Consider the following 15259-nt stretch of genomic DNA (forward strand, 5'->3'; position numbering starts at 1 on the left):
GTGGTTGGTGCCGATCTGGCTTTCGAAGCCGTCGGAGGTGTGCGCGAACGGCACGGCCATGATGCCCGCGTTGTTGACGAGCACGTCGAGCGTGTCGACGCCGTCGGCGAACGCACGTACCGAGGCCAGGCTCTGGAGGTCGAGCTTGCGCACCTCGTCCTCTCCGGTCATGCCGGCCGCGGCCGCGTCACCCTTGTCGGTGTTGCGGCAGGCCAGAATCACCCTGGCGCCGACCCGAGCCAGTTCGCGCGCGGTCACCGCCCCGAGGCCGCTGTTGGCGCCGGTGACGACGACGGTGCGTCCGGCGAAAGAAGGCAGGTCCGCGGCGGTCCATCCAGTCATGGCAGACACCTTAGCCGCGGTCCCGTAGGGACTATTTTTTGGCGACGTTGAACCCGGCGATGATCGCCTCGATATCGGACGCCTCCGCCTGAGCCTTGTCGGCGTAGCCGGTCACGGTGAACTGAACGAGGTAGCGCTGGTTGGCCGGCGGCGCGCCGGTGGCGATGACGATCCGGTTGTAGCTGTGCATCCGTTTGCCGTTGAGGTCGTAGCTGCCCTCGATCATCGACGAAGGGAAACCCTTCCAGTCGTCGAGGGAAGCGTTGAGCTTCTTGAAGTTCTCCGACAGCTCGGCATCGGCGTTGCCGTGTTCGATGGCCTTCTTGGTATCGAAGTCTCCCCCGCTGAGCTTGAACACGATCAGCATCGCGGTGGGGTAGGTGTCGCCTTTGGCGATGACGCGGGTACCCGGCGCGAACCTTGGATTGCTGTACTGCTCCCAGCCTTTCGGCTTCGGCATCGTCACGATCAGATCGGTCAGCTTGTCGGGGGCGATGGGTTGTCCGACGACGCCCGCGCCTTCCAGGTACTGCGCGATCGGAACCGGTGGCTCGGTCGACGACGGCTTGGTGCTCGTGGTGGTGGTGGTCAGCAGCGATGTGTAGTCAGGCGACTTGTCGCCGCAGCCTGCCGCGGCCACGACGAGCAACATGATGATCGCCGCTATGCGGTGACGGGTCACAGAATCTCGCGAACGGAGTCGAGTGGCCTGGCCAACCGGGTGCCTCTTGGTGTGACGACGAACGGCCGCTCGATCAGGATCGGATGGGTGGCCATCGCGTCGAGCAGGGCGTCGTCGTCGGCGTCGGCGAGGTTCAGTTCGGCGTAGAGCGGTTCACGCTTGCGAACCGCGGTGCGCACCTCGATCCCGGCGTCGTTGATCAACGTGACCAGTTCGTCGCGCGACGGCGGCGTCTTCAGGTACTGAATCACGTCAGGCTCGATGCCGTTGTCCCGCAACAGCTCCAGCGCCTTGCGTGAGGTTGTGCAGCGGGGATTGTGATAGATGACCGAATCAGGCACTACGCGGACCCGTCGAAAAGTCCTGTCACCGAGCCATTCTCGAACACCGCGCGAATGGTACTGGCCAGCAGTGGCGCGATGGACAAGACCGTCAGCTGCGGGAACTGCTTGTCCTCGCCGATCGGCAGGGTGTTGGTGACGATCACCTCGCGGGCGCCGCAGTCGGCGAGCCGCTGCGGGGCCGGATCGGACAGCACGCCGTGCGTGGCGGCGATGATGACGTCCTTGGCGCCGTCCTGGTGCAGTAGCTTCACCGCACCGGCAATGGTGCCGCCGGTGTCGATCATGTCGTCGGTCAGGACGCAGGTTTTACCGCGAACGTCGCCGACGACTCGGTTGGACACCACCTGGTTGGGAACCAGCGGGTCGCGGGTTTTGTGGATGAAGGCCAGCGGCACGCCGCCGAGCGAGTCGGCCCATTTCTCGGCCACTCGCACGCGGCCCGAATCCGGCGACACCACGACCATGTCGTGGTCGGGGTAGTTCTCGGCGATGTAGCCGGTGAGCAGGTTCTGTGCGCGCATGTGGTCGACAGGTCCGTCGAAGAAGCCCTGGATCTGGTCGGTGTGCAGATCGACGGTCAGAATCCGGTTGGCGCCTGCGGTCTTGAGCAGGTCGGCCACCAGTCGTGCCGAGATCGGCTCGCGTCCGCGGTGCTTCTTGTCCTGACGCGCGTAGGGGTAGAACGGCAGGATCGCGGTGATCCGCTTGGCGCTGCCGCGCTTGAGCGCATCGATCATGATCAGCTGTTCCATCAGCCAGTGGTTCAGCGGTGCGGGGTGGCTCTGCAGCACGAACGCGTCGCAACCGCGGACCGATTCGTCGAAACGGACGAAGATCTCGCCGTTGGCGAAGTCGCGCGCGCTCTGCGCGGTGACCGGGACGTCGAGATCCTTGGCGACCTGGTCAGCGAGTTCCGGGTGCGCGCGACCGGAGAACAGCATCAAGTTCTTGCGGTTGTCGGTCCACTCGGTGCCCACAGTGTGCCCTTGCTGGTCGGGGATCGATGTCGGCCTCATCGTACGTTTCACAGCTGGACGCCCGTGGCCGGGTTGCAAGATCAAGAACGGAAACCGACCAGTTCACGTCGTATTGACGTCTTCGGGGTTCGAGTCGTCGCCCGCCTTGTTGGCGCGCTGGGCCGCCTCGGCGCTGCTCAATGCTGCCGCCGCTGCGGCAGCCGCAGCCGAACCGGGTCGCTTGTGCTCCACCCAGCCCTCGATATTGCGCTGCGGACCAGCCGACACCGCGAGTGCGCCCGGCGGCACGTCGTCGCGCACCACGGTGCCCGCCCCGGTGTAGGCGCCGTCGCCGATGGTGACCGGCGCGACGAACATGGTGTCGGAGCCGGTGCGTACGTGCGACCCGATCGTGGTGCGCCGTTTGGTTTCGCCGTCGTAGTTGACGAAGACGCTCGACGCGCCGATATTGCTGTGCTCGCCGATGTCCGCGTCGCCGACGTAGGTCAGGTGCGGAACCTTCGTGCCAGTGCCGATGACGGAGTTCTTCGTCTCGACGAAGGCGCCGAGCTTGCCGTCGGCACCGAGTTCGGTGCCGGGTCGCAGGAAGGTGAACGGACCGACGACTGCGCCGTCGCCGATCGTCGACTGACCGCCGTGGGTGCGCACCACCGAGGCGGCGTCACCCACCATGACGTCGGCCAGCGTCGTGTCCGGTCCGATGATGCAGCGGCCGCCGACGGTGGTGGCGCCGAGCAGCTGGGTGCCGGGCTGGATGACCGTGTCGCGGCCGACGGTCACGTCGACGTCGATCCAAGTGGAGGCGGGGTCGACGATGGTCACGCCCGCCCGTTGATGGGCGGCCACGATCCGCCGGTTCAGCTCGGCGGCCAGCTCGGCCAGCTGCACGCGGTCGTTGATGCCTGCCACCAGCGCGGCGTCGTCGACGTGCTTGGCCTGCACGATCCGGCCGTCCTGCCTGATGATGGAGATGACGTCGGTGAGGTAAAGCTCCTGCTGGGCGTTGTGCGGCCGCAGCCGGTCCAGTGCCGAGCGCAAATCCTCCATGTCGAACGCGTACACGCCCGCGTTGACCTCGCCGATGGCCTTCTGCGACGGGGTCGCGTCGAACTCCTCGACGATGCCGATGACCTCGCGGTCCTGCGTGCGCAGAATCCTGCCGTAACCCGTCGGGTCGGGCACCGTCGTGGTCACCACCGTCGCGGCAGCGGTTTCGGAACTGTGGGCGGCGATCAGGTCGGCAAGGGTTTCGGCGTCCATCAGCGGAACGTCGCCAGACGTCACCACCACGGTGCCGGCGAAGTCGGCGGGCAGGGCGGTCAGCCCGCAGGCGACGGCGTGCCCGGTGCCGCGCTGCTCCTCCTGGACCGCAATATCAATCGTGCGGCCAAGCGCCTCGGCCAACTCGGCCACGGCAGGAGTGATGCGCTCGCGGTCATGGCCCAGCACCACCACCAGGTGCTGCGGGGCGACCTTGGTGACCGAGTGCAGGACGTGCGACAGCATGCTGCGGCCCGCCAGGGTGTGCAACACCTTCGGGGTGTCCGACCGCATCCGGGTGCCTGCGCCTGCGGCCATCACCAGGACCGCGGATTGGCCGTGCTCAGTCATCTGTCACCGCCTCGGCTCCCACTCGCTCCGGTCCTCGCTCCGTCGCCAGGACTCGAACCTGAACTATCTGAACCAAAATCAGAGGTGCTGCCGATTACACCACGACGGACTGATCAACTCGTGATGCTAGTCGAAGCAACTAGGCTGACAGGTGTGGCTGCACCGGACAAGGAACTGCGCGTACCCCGCGCCCGAATGACCGGTGCCGAGCGGCGTCACCAGCTCATCGACATCGCACGATCGTTGTTCGCTGAGCGCGGTTACGAGGGCACCTCCGTCGAGGAGATCGCGCAGCGCGCCAACGTCTCCAAACCCGTCGTCTATGAGCATTTCGGCGGCAAGGAGGGCCTCTATGCGGTGGTGGTGGACCGGGAGATGTCGGCTCTGCTCGACGGGATCACGTCGTCGCTGACAAGGACCACCAACAACAGGTCGCGGCTACGCATCGAGCGCGTCACGCTGGCCCTGCTGACCTACGTCGACGAACGCACCGACGGGTTCCGCATCCTCATCCGTGACTCCCCGGCAGCTATCACCTCGGGCACCTATTCCACGTTGCTGAACGACGCCGTCAACCAGGTGTCGTCGATCCTGGCCGGCGACTTCTCGCGCCGCGGCCTCGATCCCGACATGGCGCCGCTGTATGCCCAGGCGCTCGTCGGGTCGGTGTCCATGACGGCGCAGTGGTGGCTCGACGTGCGCGAGCCGAAGAAGGAAGTCGTCGCCGCACATCTGGTCAACCTCTGCTGGAACGGGCTGATGCACCTCGAGGACGATCCACCGCTGCTCGACGAGTAGTGATTTCGGCGCGGTAATCGACGCTGAGCGCACGTGAGCGCGCCCAATTCGCAAGTAACTAGGATGGATTGCATCATGACCGCATCGGGGACCGTTAGTGTCCAAACCCCGATCGCTGGGCTGGTTGAGCTGGCACTGCGCGATCCTTGTCTGCAGGACGTCATCAGCCGTGCCGCCGACAGACCCGCCGAACTCACGCTGATCGGCCCGGCGAGCGCACGGCTGTTCGCCGCCAGCGCGCTGGCCCAGGCGACACCGCTTCTTGTCATCACCGCGACCGGCCGCGAGGCCGACGATCTGACCGCCGAGTTGCGCGGCGTCTTCGGTGAATCCGCGGCGCTGTTCCCGTCCTGGGAGACGTTGCCGCACGAACGGCTCTCGCCGGGCGTGGACACCGTCGGCGCGCGGCTGATGGTGCTGCGCCGGTTGGCGCACCCCGACGACGAGCGGCTCGGGCCGCCGTTGCGGGTCGTGGTCACCACGGTGCGCTCGCTGGTGCAACCGATGGCGCCCGATGTGGCCGACATCGAACCCGTCACCCTCACACTCGGCGAGGAAGCCGACTTCGAAGCCGTCATCCACCGGCTGGTGGAGCTGGCGTACACCCGCGTCGACATGGTCGGAAAGCGGGGCGAGTTCGCGGTGCGCGGCGGCATCCTCGACGTGTTCCCGCCGACCGCCGAACACCCGGTGCGTATCGAGTTCTGGGGCGACGAGATCTCCGAGATGCGGATGTTCGCGGTCGCCGACCAGCGCTCGATCCCCGACATCGACGTCGAAACCGTCATCGCGGTGCCGTGTCGCGAGCTGCTGCTGACCGACGACGTCCGGCTGCGCGCCTTCGAGCTCGCGGCCGATCATCCGCGAACCGAAAACGACGTGCCCGGCAGCGTGCCCGACATGCTGGCCAAACTCGGCGAGGGCATTCCCGTCGACGGCATGGAGGCACTCCTTCCACTGCTACGGCCCGCCGAACTGTCCCAGCTCAGCGACCACCTGCCCGCGCACACGCCGCTGCTGATCTGCGATCCCGAGAAGATCCGCACCAGGGCCGCTGACCTCATCAAGACGGGCCGCGAGTTCCTCGAAGCGTCGTGGTCGACGGCGGCGGTGGGCGGAGACGCGCCCATCGACCTCGAGGAACTGGGCGCATCGGGTTATCTGGGTCTCGACGACGTCGCCGCGGCCGCCCGCTCGGGCGGGCACCCGTGGTGGACGCTCAGCCAGCTGAGTGATGAAGCGGCGATCGAGCTGGATATCCGGCCGTCACCCTCGGCCCGCGGACAGCAGTCGAGTGTCGACGAGATTTTCGCGATGCTGCGCGCGCACGTCGCCACCGGCGGATCGGCGGCCGTCGTAACGCCGGGCACCGGCACCGCGCACCGCGTCTGCGAACAGCTCGCCGACGCCGACACGCCCGCGGCGATGCTGGAGCCGGGCGAGACGCCCAAGCCGGGTGTCGTCGGCGTGCTCAAGGGACCGCTGCACGACGGCGTGGTGCTGGCCGGGGCCAACCTCGTCGTGATCACCGAAACCGACCTCACCGGCAACCGGGTCACCGCGCCGGAAGGCAAGCGGCTGGCAGCAAAACGCCGCAACGTCGTCGACCCGCTCGCGCTCACCGCAGGCGATTTGGTGGTGCACGACCAGCACGGCATCGGCCGGTTCGTCGAAATGGTGGAACGCACCGTCGGCGGCGCGCGGCGCGAGTACCTGGTGCTGGAGTACGCGTCGAGCAAGCGCGGCGGCGGGTCGGACAAGCTGTTCGTGCCGATGGACTCGCTCGACCAGCTTTCGCGGTACGTCGGCGGCGAAGCGCCGACGCTGAGCCGACTGGGTGGCAGCGACTGGGCCAACACCAAAACCAAGGCACGGCGGGCCGTCCGCGCGATCGCCAGCGAGCTGGTGTCGCTGTACGCCAAACGGCAGGCGTCGCCGGGGTACGCGTTCGGCCCGGACACCCCGTGGCAGGCCGAGATGGAGGACGCCTTCGGCTTCACCGAGACGGTCGATCAGCTCACCGCCATCACCGAGGTCAAGGGCGATATGGAGAAGCCGATCCCGATGGACCGGGTGATCTGCGGCGATGTCGGCTACGGCAAGACAGAGATCGCGGTGCGCGCGGCGTTCAAGGCGGTGCAGGACGGCAAGCAGGTGGCGGTGCTGGTGCCGACGACGCTGCTGGCCGACCAGCACCTGCAGACGTTCAGCGAACGGATGGCCGGGTTTCCGGTCACGGTGAAGGGGCTGTCGCGGTTCACCAGTCCCACCGAGTCGCGGGCGGTGCTCGAGGGCATGAAGAACGGGTCGGTCGACATCGTGATCGGCACCCACCGGCTGATCCAGACCGGGGTGACCTGGAAAGACCTCGGCCTGGTCGTCGTGGACGAGGAGCAGCGGTTCGGCGTCGAGCACAAGGAGCACATCAAGTCGATGCGCACCCACGTCGACGTGCTGACGATGAGCGCAACGCCGATTCCCCGCACCCTGGAGATGAGCCTTGCCGGGATCAGGGAGATGTCGACGATCCTCACCCCGCCCGAGGAGCGCTACCCGGTGCTGACCTACGTCGGTCAGCACGACGACAAGCAGATCGCCGCGGCGCTGCGCCGCGAACTGCTGCGCGACGGGCAGGCGTTCTACATCCACAACCGAGTGCGGTCGATCGACCAGACAGCCGCGCGGTTGCAGGCGCTGGTGCCCGAGGCGCGCGTGGTGGTCGCGCACGGACAGATGCCCGAGGAGCAGCTGGAACGCACCGTCGAGGGGTTCTGGAACCGCGAATACGACATCCTGGTCTGCACGACGATCGTCGAGACGGGCCTCGACATCTCCAACGCCAACACGTTGATCGTCGAACGGGCCGACACGTTCGGGCTGTCGCAGCTGCACCAGTTGCGCGGACGGGTGGGGCGCAGCCGTGAGCGCGGATACGCGTACTTCATGTATCCGCCCGAGGTTCCGCTGACCGAGACGGCGTATGACCGGCTGGCCACCATCGCGCAGAACAACGAACTCGGCGCCGGCATGGCCGTCGCGATGAAGGACTTGGAGATTCGCGGCGCGGGCAACGTGCTCGGTGTCGAACAGTCCGGGCACGTCGCCGGCGTCGGATTCGACCTGTACGTGCGGCTGGTCGGCGAGGCCGTCGAGGCCTACCGCGCCGCCGCGGACGGCAAAACCGTTGCCGCCGTAGAGGAACCGAAGGATGTCCGCATCGATCTTCCTGTCGACGCGAACCTCCCGCCGGACTACATCGCCAGCGACCGGCTGCGGCTGGAGGGCTATCGCCGGCTGGCATCGGCCGCCGATCAGGACGCCGTCGGTGCGGTGGTGGACGAGCTCGTCGACCGGTACGGCCCGTTGCCCGAACCGGCGCAACTACTGGTGTCGGTGGCGCGGTTGCGGTTGTTGGCCCGCGAGTACGGCGTCACCGAGATCAGCGCACCGTCGGAGGCGACGCTGCGGGTGTCGCCGCTGACGTTGTTGGATTCCGCGCAAATGCGGCTGAAACGGATGTATCCGAGCGCGAACTACCGTGCGACGACGTCGACGGTGCAGGTGCCGATTCCGCGGTCGGGCAGCGGGGTCGGCGCACCCCGGATACGCGACCTCGAGCTGATCCGGATGGTGGCCGGTTTGGTATTGGCCCTGAATGGAAAACCGCAGGACGATGTTGATATAACCAACGTCGGAGGTACAGCGGTGACGGACGACAAGCGACAAGCGAGATGACTGTCGTTCTGGTCGATCCGCGCCGCCCCTCTCTGATTCCAGTCGAGGCCGTCGAACTGCTTGCAGGCGACGTCCAGTACACCGAGGAGATGCCGGTCAAGGTGCCGTGGTCGCTGCCGTCGGCGCGGCCGGCATACGAGGGTGACGACGCACCGGTGCTGCTGTCCTCGGATCCCGACCATCCCGCGGTGCGGACTCGACTGGCTGCAGGCGACAAGCTGATCGCCGCTCCGGACCCGCAGGGCGGTGAGCGGCTGATCGACGCCGTCACGATGATGGACAAACTCCGCACGGCGGGTCCGTGGGAGAGCGAGCAGACGCACGACTCGCTGCGCCGTTTCCTGCTGGAGGAGACCTACGAGCTGTTCGACGCGGTGCGCAGCGGCAACGCCGACGAACTTCGCGAGGAGCTTGGCGATGTTCTCCTGCAGGTGTTGTTTCAGGCCCGCATCGCCGAGGACGCTCCGCAGCACCCGTTCTCCATCGACGACGTCGCCGACTCGCTGCTTCGGAAGCTGGCCAACCGCGTTCCCGCGGTGCTCGCGGGCGAGCCGATATCGCTGACCGACCAACTCGCGCAGTGGGAAGAGCGCAAGGCCATGGAGAAGCGGGCGAAATCGCTCAACTCGGTCTTGGACGGTGTGCCAACGGGCCAGCCCGCATTGGCCTTGGCGCAGAAGGTGATTGACCGGGTGACGCAGTCCGGTTTGCCCGCCGATCTGATTCCCGCGGCGATGACGAGCGTCTCGGTGGCTCCCTCCGGCGATGCCGAGAACGATGTGCGGACAGTCGTTTTGGAGTTCATCGACACTGTGCGCACGGTGGAGCGGGCGATCGCCGCCGCCCGCCGCGGCGAGGACGTTCCCGAAGAGCTCGACATCGCCTCGCTCGGGGTCATCACCTCAGATGAATGGCGGGCGTTTTGGCCCTCAGCGCAGCCTGTCGCCGACACCGAGCCCGCGCCGGACCGCATTCCGGAGCCGTCGCCCGTCGAGGTGCCGGAACCGGGGCCGGTCGACGTGCCCGAACCCGGACCTGTCGAGGTCCCCGAGCCGACGCCTGAAGACCTCGGCATTAACGGAATCGAACCCGTGGAGCCCGCAGACGAGGTCGGGGTCGTCGAGCCCAAATAGCGGGCAGCGCAGGGTCAGTCGACCAGCTGATCGCCGAGGAAGCGGTCTGACCCGGTAATCCCCGGCAGCACGAAGAAGAAGCCGCCACCCACGGGCATGATGTACTCCTCGAGCGGCTCGCCTTTCAGCCGGTTCTGCACAGTGAGGAACCCCTTCTTCAGGCTGCGCTGGTAGGCGATGAACGCCAGCCCCTGGTCAAGCCGGCCCGCGCCGTCGAAACCACGCGAATAGTTGAAACCCCTTCGCAGGATGCGGTTCTGCTCGGTCTGCGTGGTGCGGGGGTTGGCGAGCCTGATGTGGGCGTCCAACGGGATCCGCTTGCCGTCGGGGTCTTCGGCGTAGTCCGGGTCGGCGAATTCGTCGGTCATGCCGAGCGGTGCGCCGCTGACCTTCTTACGCCCGATGAGCGTCTCCTGCTCCGCAAGTCGGGTGCGATCCCAGAACTCGACGAACATCCGGATGATCCGGACGGCCTGATAAGAGCCGCCGACCGCCCACTCCGGCTCGCCGTCGTCGGGTTGCACCCAGACATGCCGATCCATCAACGCACCGTCGTCGACATCGAGGTTGGCCGTTCCGTCCTTGAAGCCCAACAGGTTCCGCGGAGTCGTGGCTTCCGACGTCTGGCCCGCACCGATGCCTCGGGCGTATCCGTCGATCATCCACCGCAGGGTCAGTTCGCTTCTGGTGCGGCGCATCAACTGCCGGAGCGCGAACTGCACGGTGTCGTTGTGCCCAGCCTCGAGGATGATCGAGATGTCGCCGTGGGACAGCTTCGGGTCCAGCCTGTCGTTGGCCAGGAACGGCATGGTGTCCAGTTCCTTGGGCTTGCGATCGGCCAGACCGAACCGGTCGTCGAAGAGCGACGCCCCGACGCCGACAAGCACGGACAGGTTGTCGGCGGGCGGCTTCTCGCCGAGGATTCCCGAGTCGACGGGCGGATAGGCCGGATCGCGGGTTTCGGGCGGCTTGCCCGCCATCAGACCGCGGATCTCGTCGGTGAGGTCCTGCAGCGTCGCCTTCAGTCCTGCGCGATTGCGCACGTGCAGGTTGAACGACGCGATCAAACCTTGCTCGGGGATCGGCAGCGTGGTGATGCCGGCCTGGTGCGCACCCTCGAATGGGATGAATGCGGCTTGCGGGACCGGAGGCGCGGTCGGCTGGGGCGACGAACAACCGGCCAGCGCCGCGCCCGCGCCTACCGCGACACCGGTACCCAGCGCCCCGGTGACGAAGCCGCGGCGCGAGATTCCTCGTCGTTGCGTGCGGTCGGTCAACTTAGCTTCAGGGCCCCCGCGATTTGCGACAGGTTCTCCGAAAGCCCGGCCAGCTGGGCCTTCAGTGCGTCGGCGACTTGTGGCGTCACGGTGACCGAGGGGCAGCGCGGCGACGGGAACTCGCTGTTCTCCGGGCAGAAGTTGACCCAGCCGTCGCCTTGACGCAGCGGCCGCATGGTGTCGAACAACTGGGAGAAGCCTGCGGAGATCTTGCCGAGCAGCTCAGCGTCGGCGTCCTTCAGCGGTCCGCTCAGCTTGTCGACGGCGACCTGCGAACCCTGCAGATTCGCGTCGAAATCCCACAGGTCGGTCTTGGAGTAGCGATCCTCCTCGCCGGTCAGCTTGCCTTGGGACACCTCTTCGATGAGCTCGGCCGCGCCGTTGGCTACATTGATCGGCTTGACCTCGACGCTCGGCAGCTGCTTCTGCAGGTTGGCGATATCGGCGTCGAGGTGATCGGCGAAGGGCGCGCCGCCCTCGGTGGTGTTCTTCTCGAACAGGAGGTACTCGAGCCGGTGCCAGCCGGTGAAGGCCGGGTCGTCGACATTGGCGAAGTCGTCGACGCGCGAGTCGGTCTTGGCATCGGTGTCTTCGACGAGTTCGGCGATGGGCTCGATGCGCTCCCACGGCTGACGCGAAGGCGCGAAGGCATCCTGGGCGGCCTTGAGATTTCCCGCGCGCACAGCGTCGGTGAACACCTTGACGACCTTGACCAACTCGGCCGACTGGGCCACGGCGTAGCCCTTGTAGTCGTCAGCCGCCTTCTGAAGCTCGGGGCCGGGCGCGGCGGCCGCCGACGTCGATGTCTCGCTGGCCGAACTCGAGGCGCTGCTCTCGTCGGTGCTGCCCGAATCGCTGCTGGAGCATCCGGCAAGGACCAAGGCCGCGGTCGTAACCGACACGGGCCAGGCGAGATGCAGTTTCATTGAGCCTCCTCGTAGTTGACGCGGGGAACATTACAACGTTTTGCCCTGCCGAGGGTAGGCACACCTAAATATTGTTTGCCTGCCCTAAGAAAGGGCGGGCCGCAGCGCGGTCTCGCCGGGCACTCAGCGGGCCGTGGGACGATGGAGGGCAAGAAATAAGGGGTTTGAGGGAGTCCGGTGTTGCCAGTGCTTTGGCTGCGGGCTGTCGCCGTGATCGGTGCGACAGCGCTGCTGATGGCTTCCAGCTGCTCATGGCAGCTCGGCACCCCGATTCCCGAGGGCGTGCCGCCGCCGGCGGGCGATCCGGTGCCGCAGGTCGACACCCATATCAAGGGCAGGCCCGCAGACCAGCTGCATGACTGGGCGGCGGAACGCGCGCCGACGCTCGGGATCCCGAAAACAGCGCTGGAGGCCTACGCGTACGCGGCCAGGGTGGCCGAGGTGGAGAACCCCGACTGCCACATCAGCTGGCCGACGCTGGCCGGGATCGGGATGGTGGAGAGCCACCACGGCACCTACCGTGGCGCGAACATCGCGCCGAACGGCGATGTCACGCCGCCTATCAGGGGGGTGCGACTGGACGGCACGATGGGCAACCTCGAGATCATCGACAGCGACGGAGGAATGCTCGACGGCGACGGAGGTCTCGACCGCGCGATGGGGCCCATGCAGTTCATCCCCGAGACATGGCGGCTCTACGGGGTCGACGCCAACAACGACGGCAAGGTCAGCCCCGACAACTTCGACGACGCGGCGCTGTCGGCCGCGGGCTATCTGTGCTGGCGGGGCAAGGATCTCTCGACGCCGCGGGGCTGGATGAATGCGCTGCGCGCCTACAACCTCTCCGAGCAGTACGCCCGCACCGTGCGGGATTGGGCGACCGCCTACGCCGACGGCCACCCACTTTAAGTCGCACCGTCCCGGCGGGCACGTTCTAGGCTTAGGCCCGCAGCCCAACCCGACCGATCAAGGAGAACGCCAGTGCCCATCATCGAGCAGGTCGGAGCTCGCGAAATCCTCGACTCCCGCGGCAACCCGACCGTCGAGGTCGAGTTGGCCCTGACCGACGGCACATTCGCCAGGGCAGCGGTGCCGTCCGGCGCCTCCACCGGCGAGCACGAGGCGGTCGAACTTCGCGACGGCGGCTCACGCTACGGCGGCAAAGGTGTGCACAAGGCCGTCGAGGCGGTGTTGGACGAGATCGCACCCGCGGTCATCGGCTTGAGCGCTGACGATCAGCGGCTGATCGACCAGGCCCTTCTCGACCTCGACGGCACACCCGACAAGTCCCGGCTCGGCGCCAACGCGATCCTCGGCGTATCGCTCGCGGTGGCCAAGGCCGCCGCCGAGTCGGCCGGGCTGCCCCTGTTCCGTTACGTCGGCGGCCCCAACGCCCACATCCTGCCGGTACCGATGATGAACATCCTCAACGGCGGCGCGCACGCCGACACCGGCGTCGACGTCCAGGAGTTCATGGTCGCCCCGATCGGTGCGCCGAACTTCAAGGAGTCGCTGCGGTGGGGCGCGGAGGTGTACCACTCGCTGAAGGCGGTGCTGAAGAAGCAGGGGCTGGCGACCGGCCTCGGCGACGAAGGCGGGTTCGCACCGGACGTTGCAGGCACCAAAGCCGCGCTCGATCTGATCCTGTCGGCGATCGACGCGACGGGCTTCAAGGCAGGCACCGACGTGGCGCTGGCACTGGATGTCGCGGCCACCGAATTCTTCACCGACGGAACGGGTTACAACTTCGAAAAGGAGACCCGCAGCGCCGACCAGATGGCGGAGTTCTATGCCGGGCTGATCGACGCCTATCCACTGGTCTCGATCGAGGACCCGCTTTCCGAGGACGACTGGGACGGCTGGGTCAACCTGACGAATGCGATCGGCGATCGCGTCCAGATCGTGGGCGACGACCTCTTCGTCACCAACCCGGAGCGGCTCGAGGAGGGTATCGAGCGCGGTGCGGCGAACGCCCTGCTGGTGAAGGTGAACCAGATCGGCACTCTGACCGAGACTCTCGATGCGGTGTCGCTGGCGCACAACAGTGGATATCGCACGATGATGAGCCACCGCAGCGGCGAAACCGAGGACACCACGATCGCTGACCTGGCGGTCGCGGTCGGCAGCGGTCAGATCAAGACCGGCGCGCCCGCCCGCAGCGAGCGCGTCGCGAAATACAATCAGCTGCTGCGTATTGAGGAGACGCTGGGGGATGCCGCGCGCTACGCCGGTGACCTCGCGTTCCCCAGGTTTGCCCCGGAGGCCAAATAGCCCGTGCCCGAAGCGAAGCGGCCCGACCCGAAGCGGCGGTCCCCGGCATCCCGACCGGCCAAGTCAGCCAAGTCGGGCAAGCCGGGCGACGCCGGCAAGGGCCGACCGCGGACGGGCTCGCCGGTGCGGCGGGAGCCGCGCAAGACCGAAACACGGGCCAAGCCGCAGCCCGATGACGAGTCGAGCGCAGACTCGATTCGCCAGTCGATCGCCGAGACGGCCGAACAGCAGTCCGAGCAGCGGCTGGGTTCCGCCGCGCGGCGGGCGGCCATTCTCGCCGCCGTGGTCTGTGTGCTCACGTTGACGATCGCGGGCCCGGTGCGGACCTATTTCGGCCAGCGCACCGAGATGAAGCAGCTGGCGGCCAGTGAGGAACGGCTGCGCACCGAGATCGCCCAGCTCGAGGAGCAGAAGGCGAAATTGGCTGACCCCGTTTACATTGCGGCGCAGGCCCGCGAGCGACTCGGCTTCGTCAAGCCGGGCGATATCCCATTTCAGGTGCAGTTGCCTCCCGGCGCCGTGCTGCCTGGGGAGCCGGCTCAAGAAGTCGCGGCCGCCCGGGCAGGCCAGCCGTGGTACACGGCGCTGTGGCACACCATCGCCGACGACCCGCACAATGTCCCGACCACGGTGCCGTCCGTTCCGCCCGCGCCGCCGGCACCGCCTCCCGGTGGTTGACCGGTCGGATCTCGACGCCGTCGCGCGGCAGTTGGGGCGCGAGCCTCGCGGCGTCCTCGAGATCGCCTATCGATGCCCGAACGGAGAGCCCGGGGTCGTCAAGACAGTTCCGAGACTGCCTGATGGAACACCGTTTCCGACGCTGTACTACCTGACGCATCCGGTGTTGACGGCCGCAGCGAGCCGGCTCGAGTCATCGGGCTTGATGCGGGATATGACCGATCGTCTGCATGACGACCCGGAGTTGGCCGCCGCGTACCGCCGGGCGCACGAGTCGTATCTGGCGGAACGCGATGCGATCTTGTCGCTGGGTACCACGTTCTCCGGCGGCGGCATGCCCGAGCGGGTGAAGTGTCTGCATGTGCTGATCGCGCACTCGCTGGCCAAGGGTCCTGGTGTGAATCCGTTTGGGGACGAGGCGCTGGCGCTGCTGGCTGCCGAGCCGGGCATGGTGGGGATCCTGGATGGGAAGGTGTGGACGTGAG

At 67.1% G+C, this 15259-nt stretch carries 14 protein-coding genes and 1 tRNA gene; 7 read left to right on the plus strand and 8 right to left on the minus strand.

Annotation, left to right across the window (positions count from 1 at the left end; translation table 11 throughout):
- From QOJ24_RS18535 to QOJ24_RS18560, 6 genes are all read right to left on the minus strand, one after another.
- The coding region (locus tag QOJ24_RS18535; protein WP_526263819.1) for an SDR family NAD(P)-dependent oxidoreductase at window positions 1-342 on the minus strand (342 nt) is incomplete at its 3' end.
- Between the two features lie 31 nt (window positions 343-373).
- Window positions 374-994 carry an LpqN/LpqT family lipoprotein gene (locus QOJ24_RS18540; RefSeq protein ID WP_526263840.1) on the minus strand — a complete coding sequence of 207 codons (621 nt, stop codon included), beginning with the start codon at window positions 992-994 and terminating at the stop codon, window positions 374-376.
- Window positions 995-1020: 26 nt separating this feature from the next.
- Window positions 1021-1365, minus strand: a complete 345-nt coding sequence (gene arsC, locus QOJ24_RS18545) for an arsenate reductase (glutaredoxin) (protein ID WP_526263821.1) — start codon at window positions 1363-1365, stop codon at window positions 1021-1023.
- On the minus strand, window positions 1365-2345 hold the full coding sequence (locus QOJ24_RS18550) for a ribose-phosphate diphosphokinase (protein WP_526263842.1): 981 nt from the start codon (window positions 2343-2345) through the stop codon (window positions 1365-1367). The genes arsC and QOJ24_RS18550 overlap by 1 nt, the downstream gene beginning before the upstream one ends.
- A 102-nt stretch (window positions 2346-2447) precedes the next feature.
- Window positions 2448-3956: a bifunctional UDP-N-acetylglucosamine diphosphorylase/glucosamine-1-phosphate N-acetyltransferase GlmU gene (gene glmU / locus QOJ24_RS18555; RefSeq protein WP_526263823.1), complete on the minus strand. Its 1509-nt coding sequence runs from the start codon at window positions 3954-3956 to the stop codon at window positions 2448-2450.
- Window positions 3957-3993: 37 nt separating this feature from the next.
- A tRNA-Gln gene (locus tag QOJ24_RS18560) sits at window positions 3994-4065 on the minus strand.
- Between the two features lie 86 nt (window positions 4066-4151).
- Between QOJ24_RS18560 and QOJ24_RS18565 the strand changes: the two genes are divergently transcribed.
- The 3 genes from QOJ24_RS18565 (at window position 4152) to QOJ24_RS18575 (ending at window position 9622) form a co-directional block, all read left to right on the plus strand.
- Window positions 4152-4754: a TetR/AcrR family transcriptional regulator gene (locus QOJ24_RS18565; RefSeq protein ID WP_526263844.1), complete on the plus strand. Its 603-nt coding sequence runs from the start codon at window positions 4152-4154 to the stop codon at window positions 4752-4754.
- A 75-nt stretch (window positions 4755-4829) separates the two neighbouring features.
- The gene (gene mfd, locus QOJ24_RS18570; protein ID WP_526263825.1) at window positions 4830-8489 is read left to right on the plus strand and encodes a transcription-repair coupling factor; all 3660 of its coding nucleotides are present in this window, start codon (window positions 4830-4832) and stop codon (window positions 8487-8489) included.
- Window positions 8486-9622: a nucleoside triphosphate pyrophosphohydrolase gene (locus tag QOJ24_RS18575; protein WP_526263826.1), complete on the plus strand. Its 1137-nt coding sequence runs from the start codon at window positions 8486-8488 to the stop codon at window positions 9620-9622. The genes mfd and QOJ24_RS18575 overlap by 4 nt, the downstream gene beginning before the upstream one ends.
- A gap of 14 nt (window positions 9623-9636) precedes the next feature.
- Here QOJ24_RS18575 and efeB read toward each other — a convergent pair whose 3' ends face one another.
- Window positions 9637-10899 carry an iron uptake transporter deferrochelatase/peroxidase subunit gene (gene efeB / locus QOJ24_RS18580; RefSeq protein WP_526263828.1) on the minus strand — a complete coding sequence of 421 codons (1263 nt, stop codon included), beginning with the start codon at window positions 10897-10899 and terminating at the stop codon, window positions 9637-9639.
- Complete coding sequence (locus QOJ24_RS18585) at window positions 10896-11825, minus strand: EfeM/EfeO family lipoprotein (protein WP_526263830.1); 930 nt, start codon at window positions 11823-11825, stop codon at window positions 10896-10898. The genes efeB and QOJ24_RS18585 overlap by 4 nt, the downstream gene beginning before the upstream one ends.
- Window positions 11826-12002: 177 nt before the next feature.
- On the opposite strand from QOJ24_RS18585, the gene QOJ24_RS18590 reads away from it, so the two are divergent.
- The 4 genes from QOJ24_RS18590 to QOJ24_RS18605 all read left to right on the plus strand — a co-directional run bounded on the left by QOJ24_RS18590 (window position 12003) and on the right by QOJ24_RS18605 (window position 15258).
- Complete coding sequence (locus QOJ24_RS18590) at window positions 12003-12734, plus strand: lytic transglycosylase domain-containing protein (RefSeq protein WP_526263832.1); 732 nt, start codon at window positions 12003-12005, stop codon at window positions 12732-12734.
- A 72-nt stretch (window positions 12735-12806) separates the two neighbouring features.
- On the plus strand, window positions 12807-14096 hold the full coding sequence (gene eno, locus QOJ24_RS18595) for a phosphopyruvate hydratase (protein WP_526263834.1): 1290 nt from the start codon (window positions 12807-12809) through the stop codon (window positions 14094-14096).
- A 3-nt stretch (window positions 14097-14099) separates the two neighbouring features.
- On the plus strand, window positions 14100-14774 hold the full coding sequence (locus QOJ24_RS18600; RefSeq protein ID WP_526263836.1) for an FtsB family cell division protein: 675 nt from the start codon (window positions 14100-14102) through the stop codon (window positions 14772-14774).
- Window positions 14767-15258 carry a DUF501 domain-containing protein gene (locus QOJ24_RS18605; RefSeq protein WP_526263838.1) on the plus strand — a complete coding sequence of 164 codons (492 nt, stop codon included), beginning with the start codon at window positions 14767-14769 and terminating at the stop codon, window positions 15256-15258. The genes QOJ24_RS18600 and QOJ24_RS18605 overlap by 8 nt, the downstream gene beginning before the upstream one ends.
- Window position 15259: the final 1 nt, after the last annotated feature.

This window comes from Mycobacterium sp. (genome assembly GCF_032159775.1).
GTDB lineage: Bacteria > Actinomycetota > Actinomycetes > Mycobacteriales > Mycobacteriaceae > Mycobacterium.

What these genes read in the sequence shown, in the direction of transcription:
- QOJ24_RS18540 (WP_526263840.1), bottom strand. Translation starts at nt 994, where the DNA reads ATGTTGCTCGTCGTGGCCGCGGCAGGCTGCGGCGACAAGTCGCCTGAC.
- glmU (WP_526263823.1), bottom strand. Translation starts at nt 3,956, where the DNA reads ATGACTGAGCACGGCCAATCCGCGGTCCTGGTGATGGCCGCAGGCGCA.
- QOJ24_RS18565 (WP_526263844.1), top strand. Translation starts at nt 4,152, where the DNA reads ATGACCGGTGCCGAGCGGCGTCACCAGCTCATCGACATCGCACGATCG.
- mfd (WP_526263825.1), top strand. Translation starts at nt 4,830, where the DNA reads ATGACCGCATCGGGGACCGTTAGTGTCCAAACCCCGATCGCTGGGCTG.
- QOJ24_RS18575 (WP_526263826.1), top strand. Translation starts at nt 8,486, where the DNA reads ATGACTGTCGTTCTGGTCGATCCGCGCCGCCCCTCTCTGATTCCAGTC.
- QOJ24_RS18585 (WP_526263830.1), bottom strand. Translation starts at nt 11,825, where the DNA reads ATGAAACTGCATCTCGCCTGGCCCGTGTCGGTTACGACCGCGGCCTTG.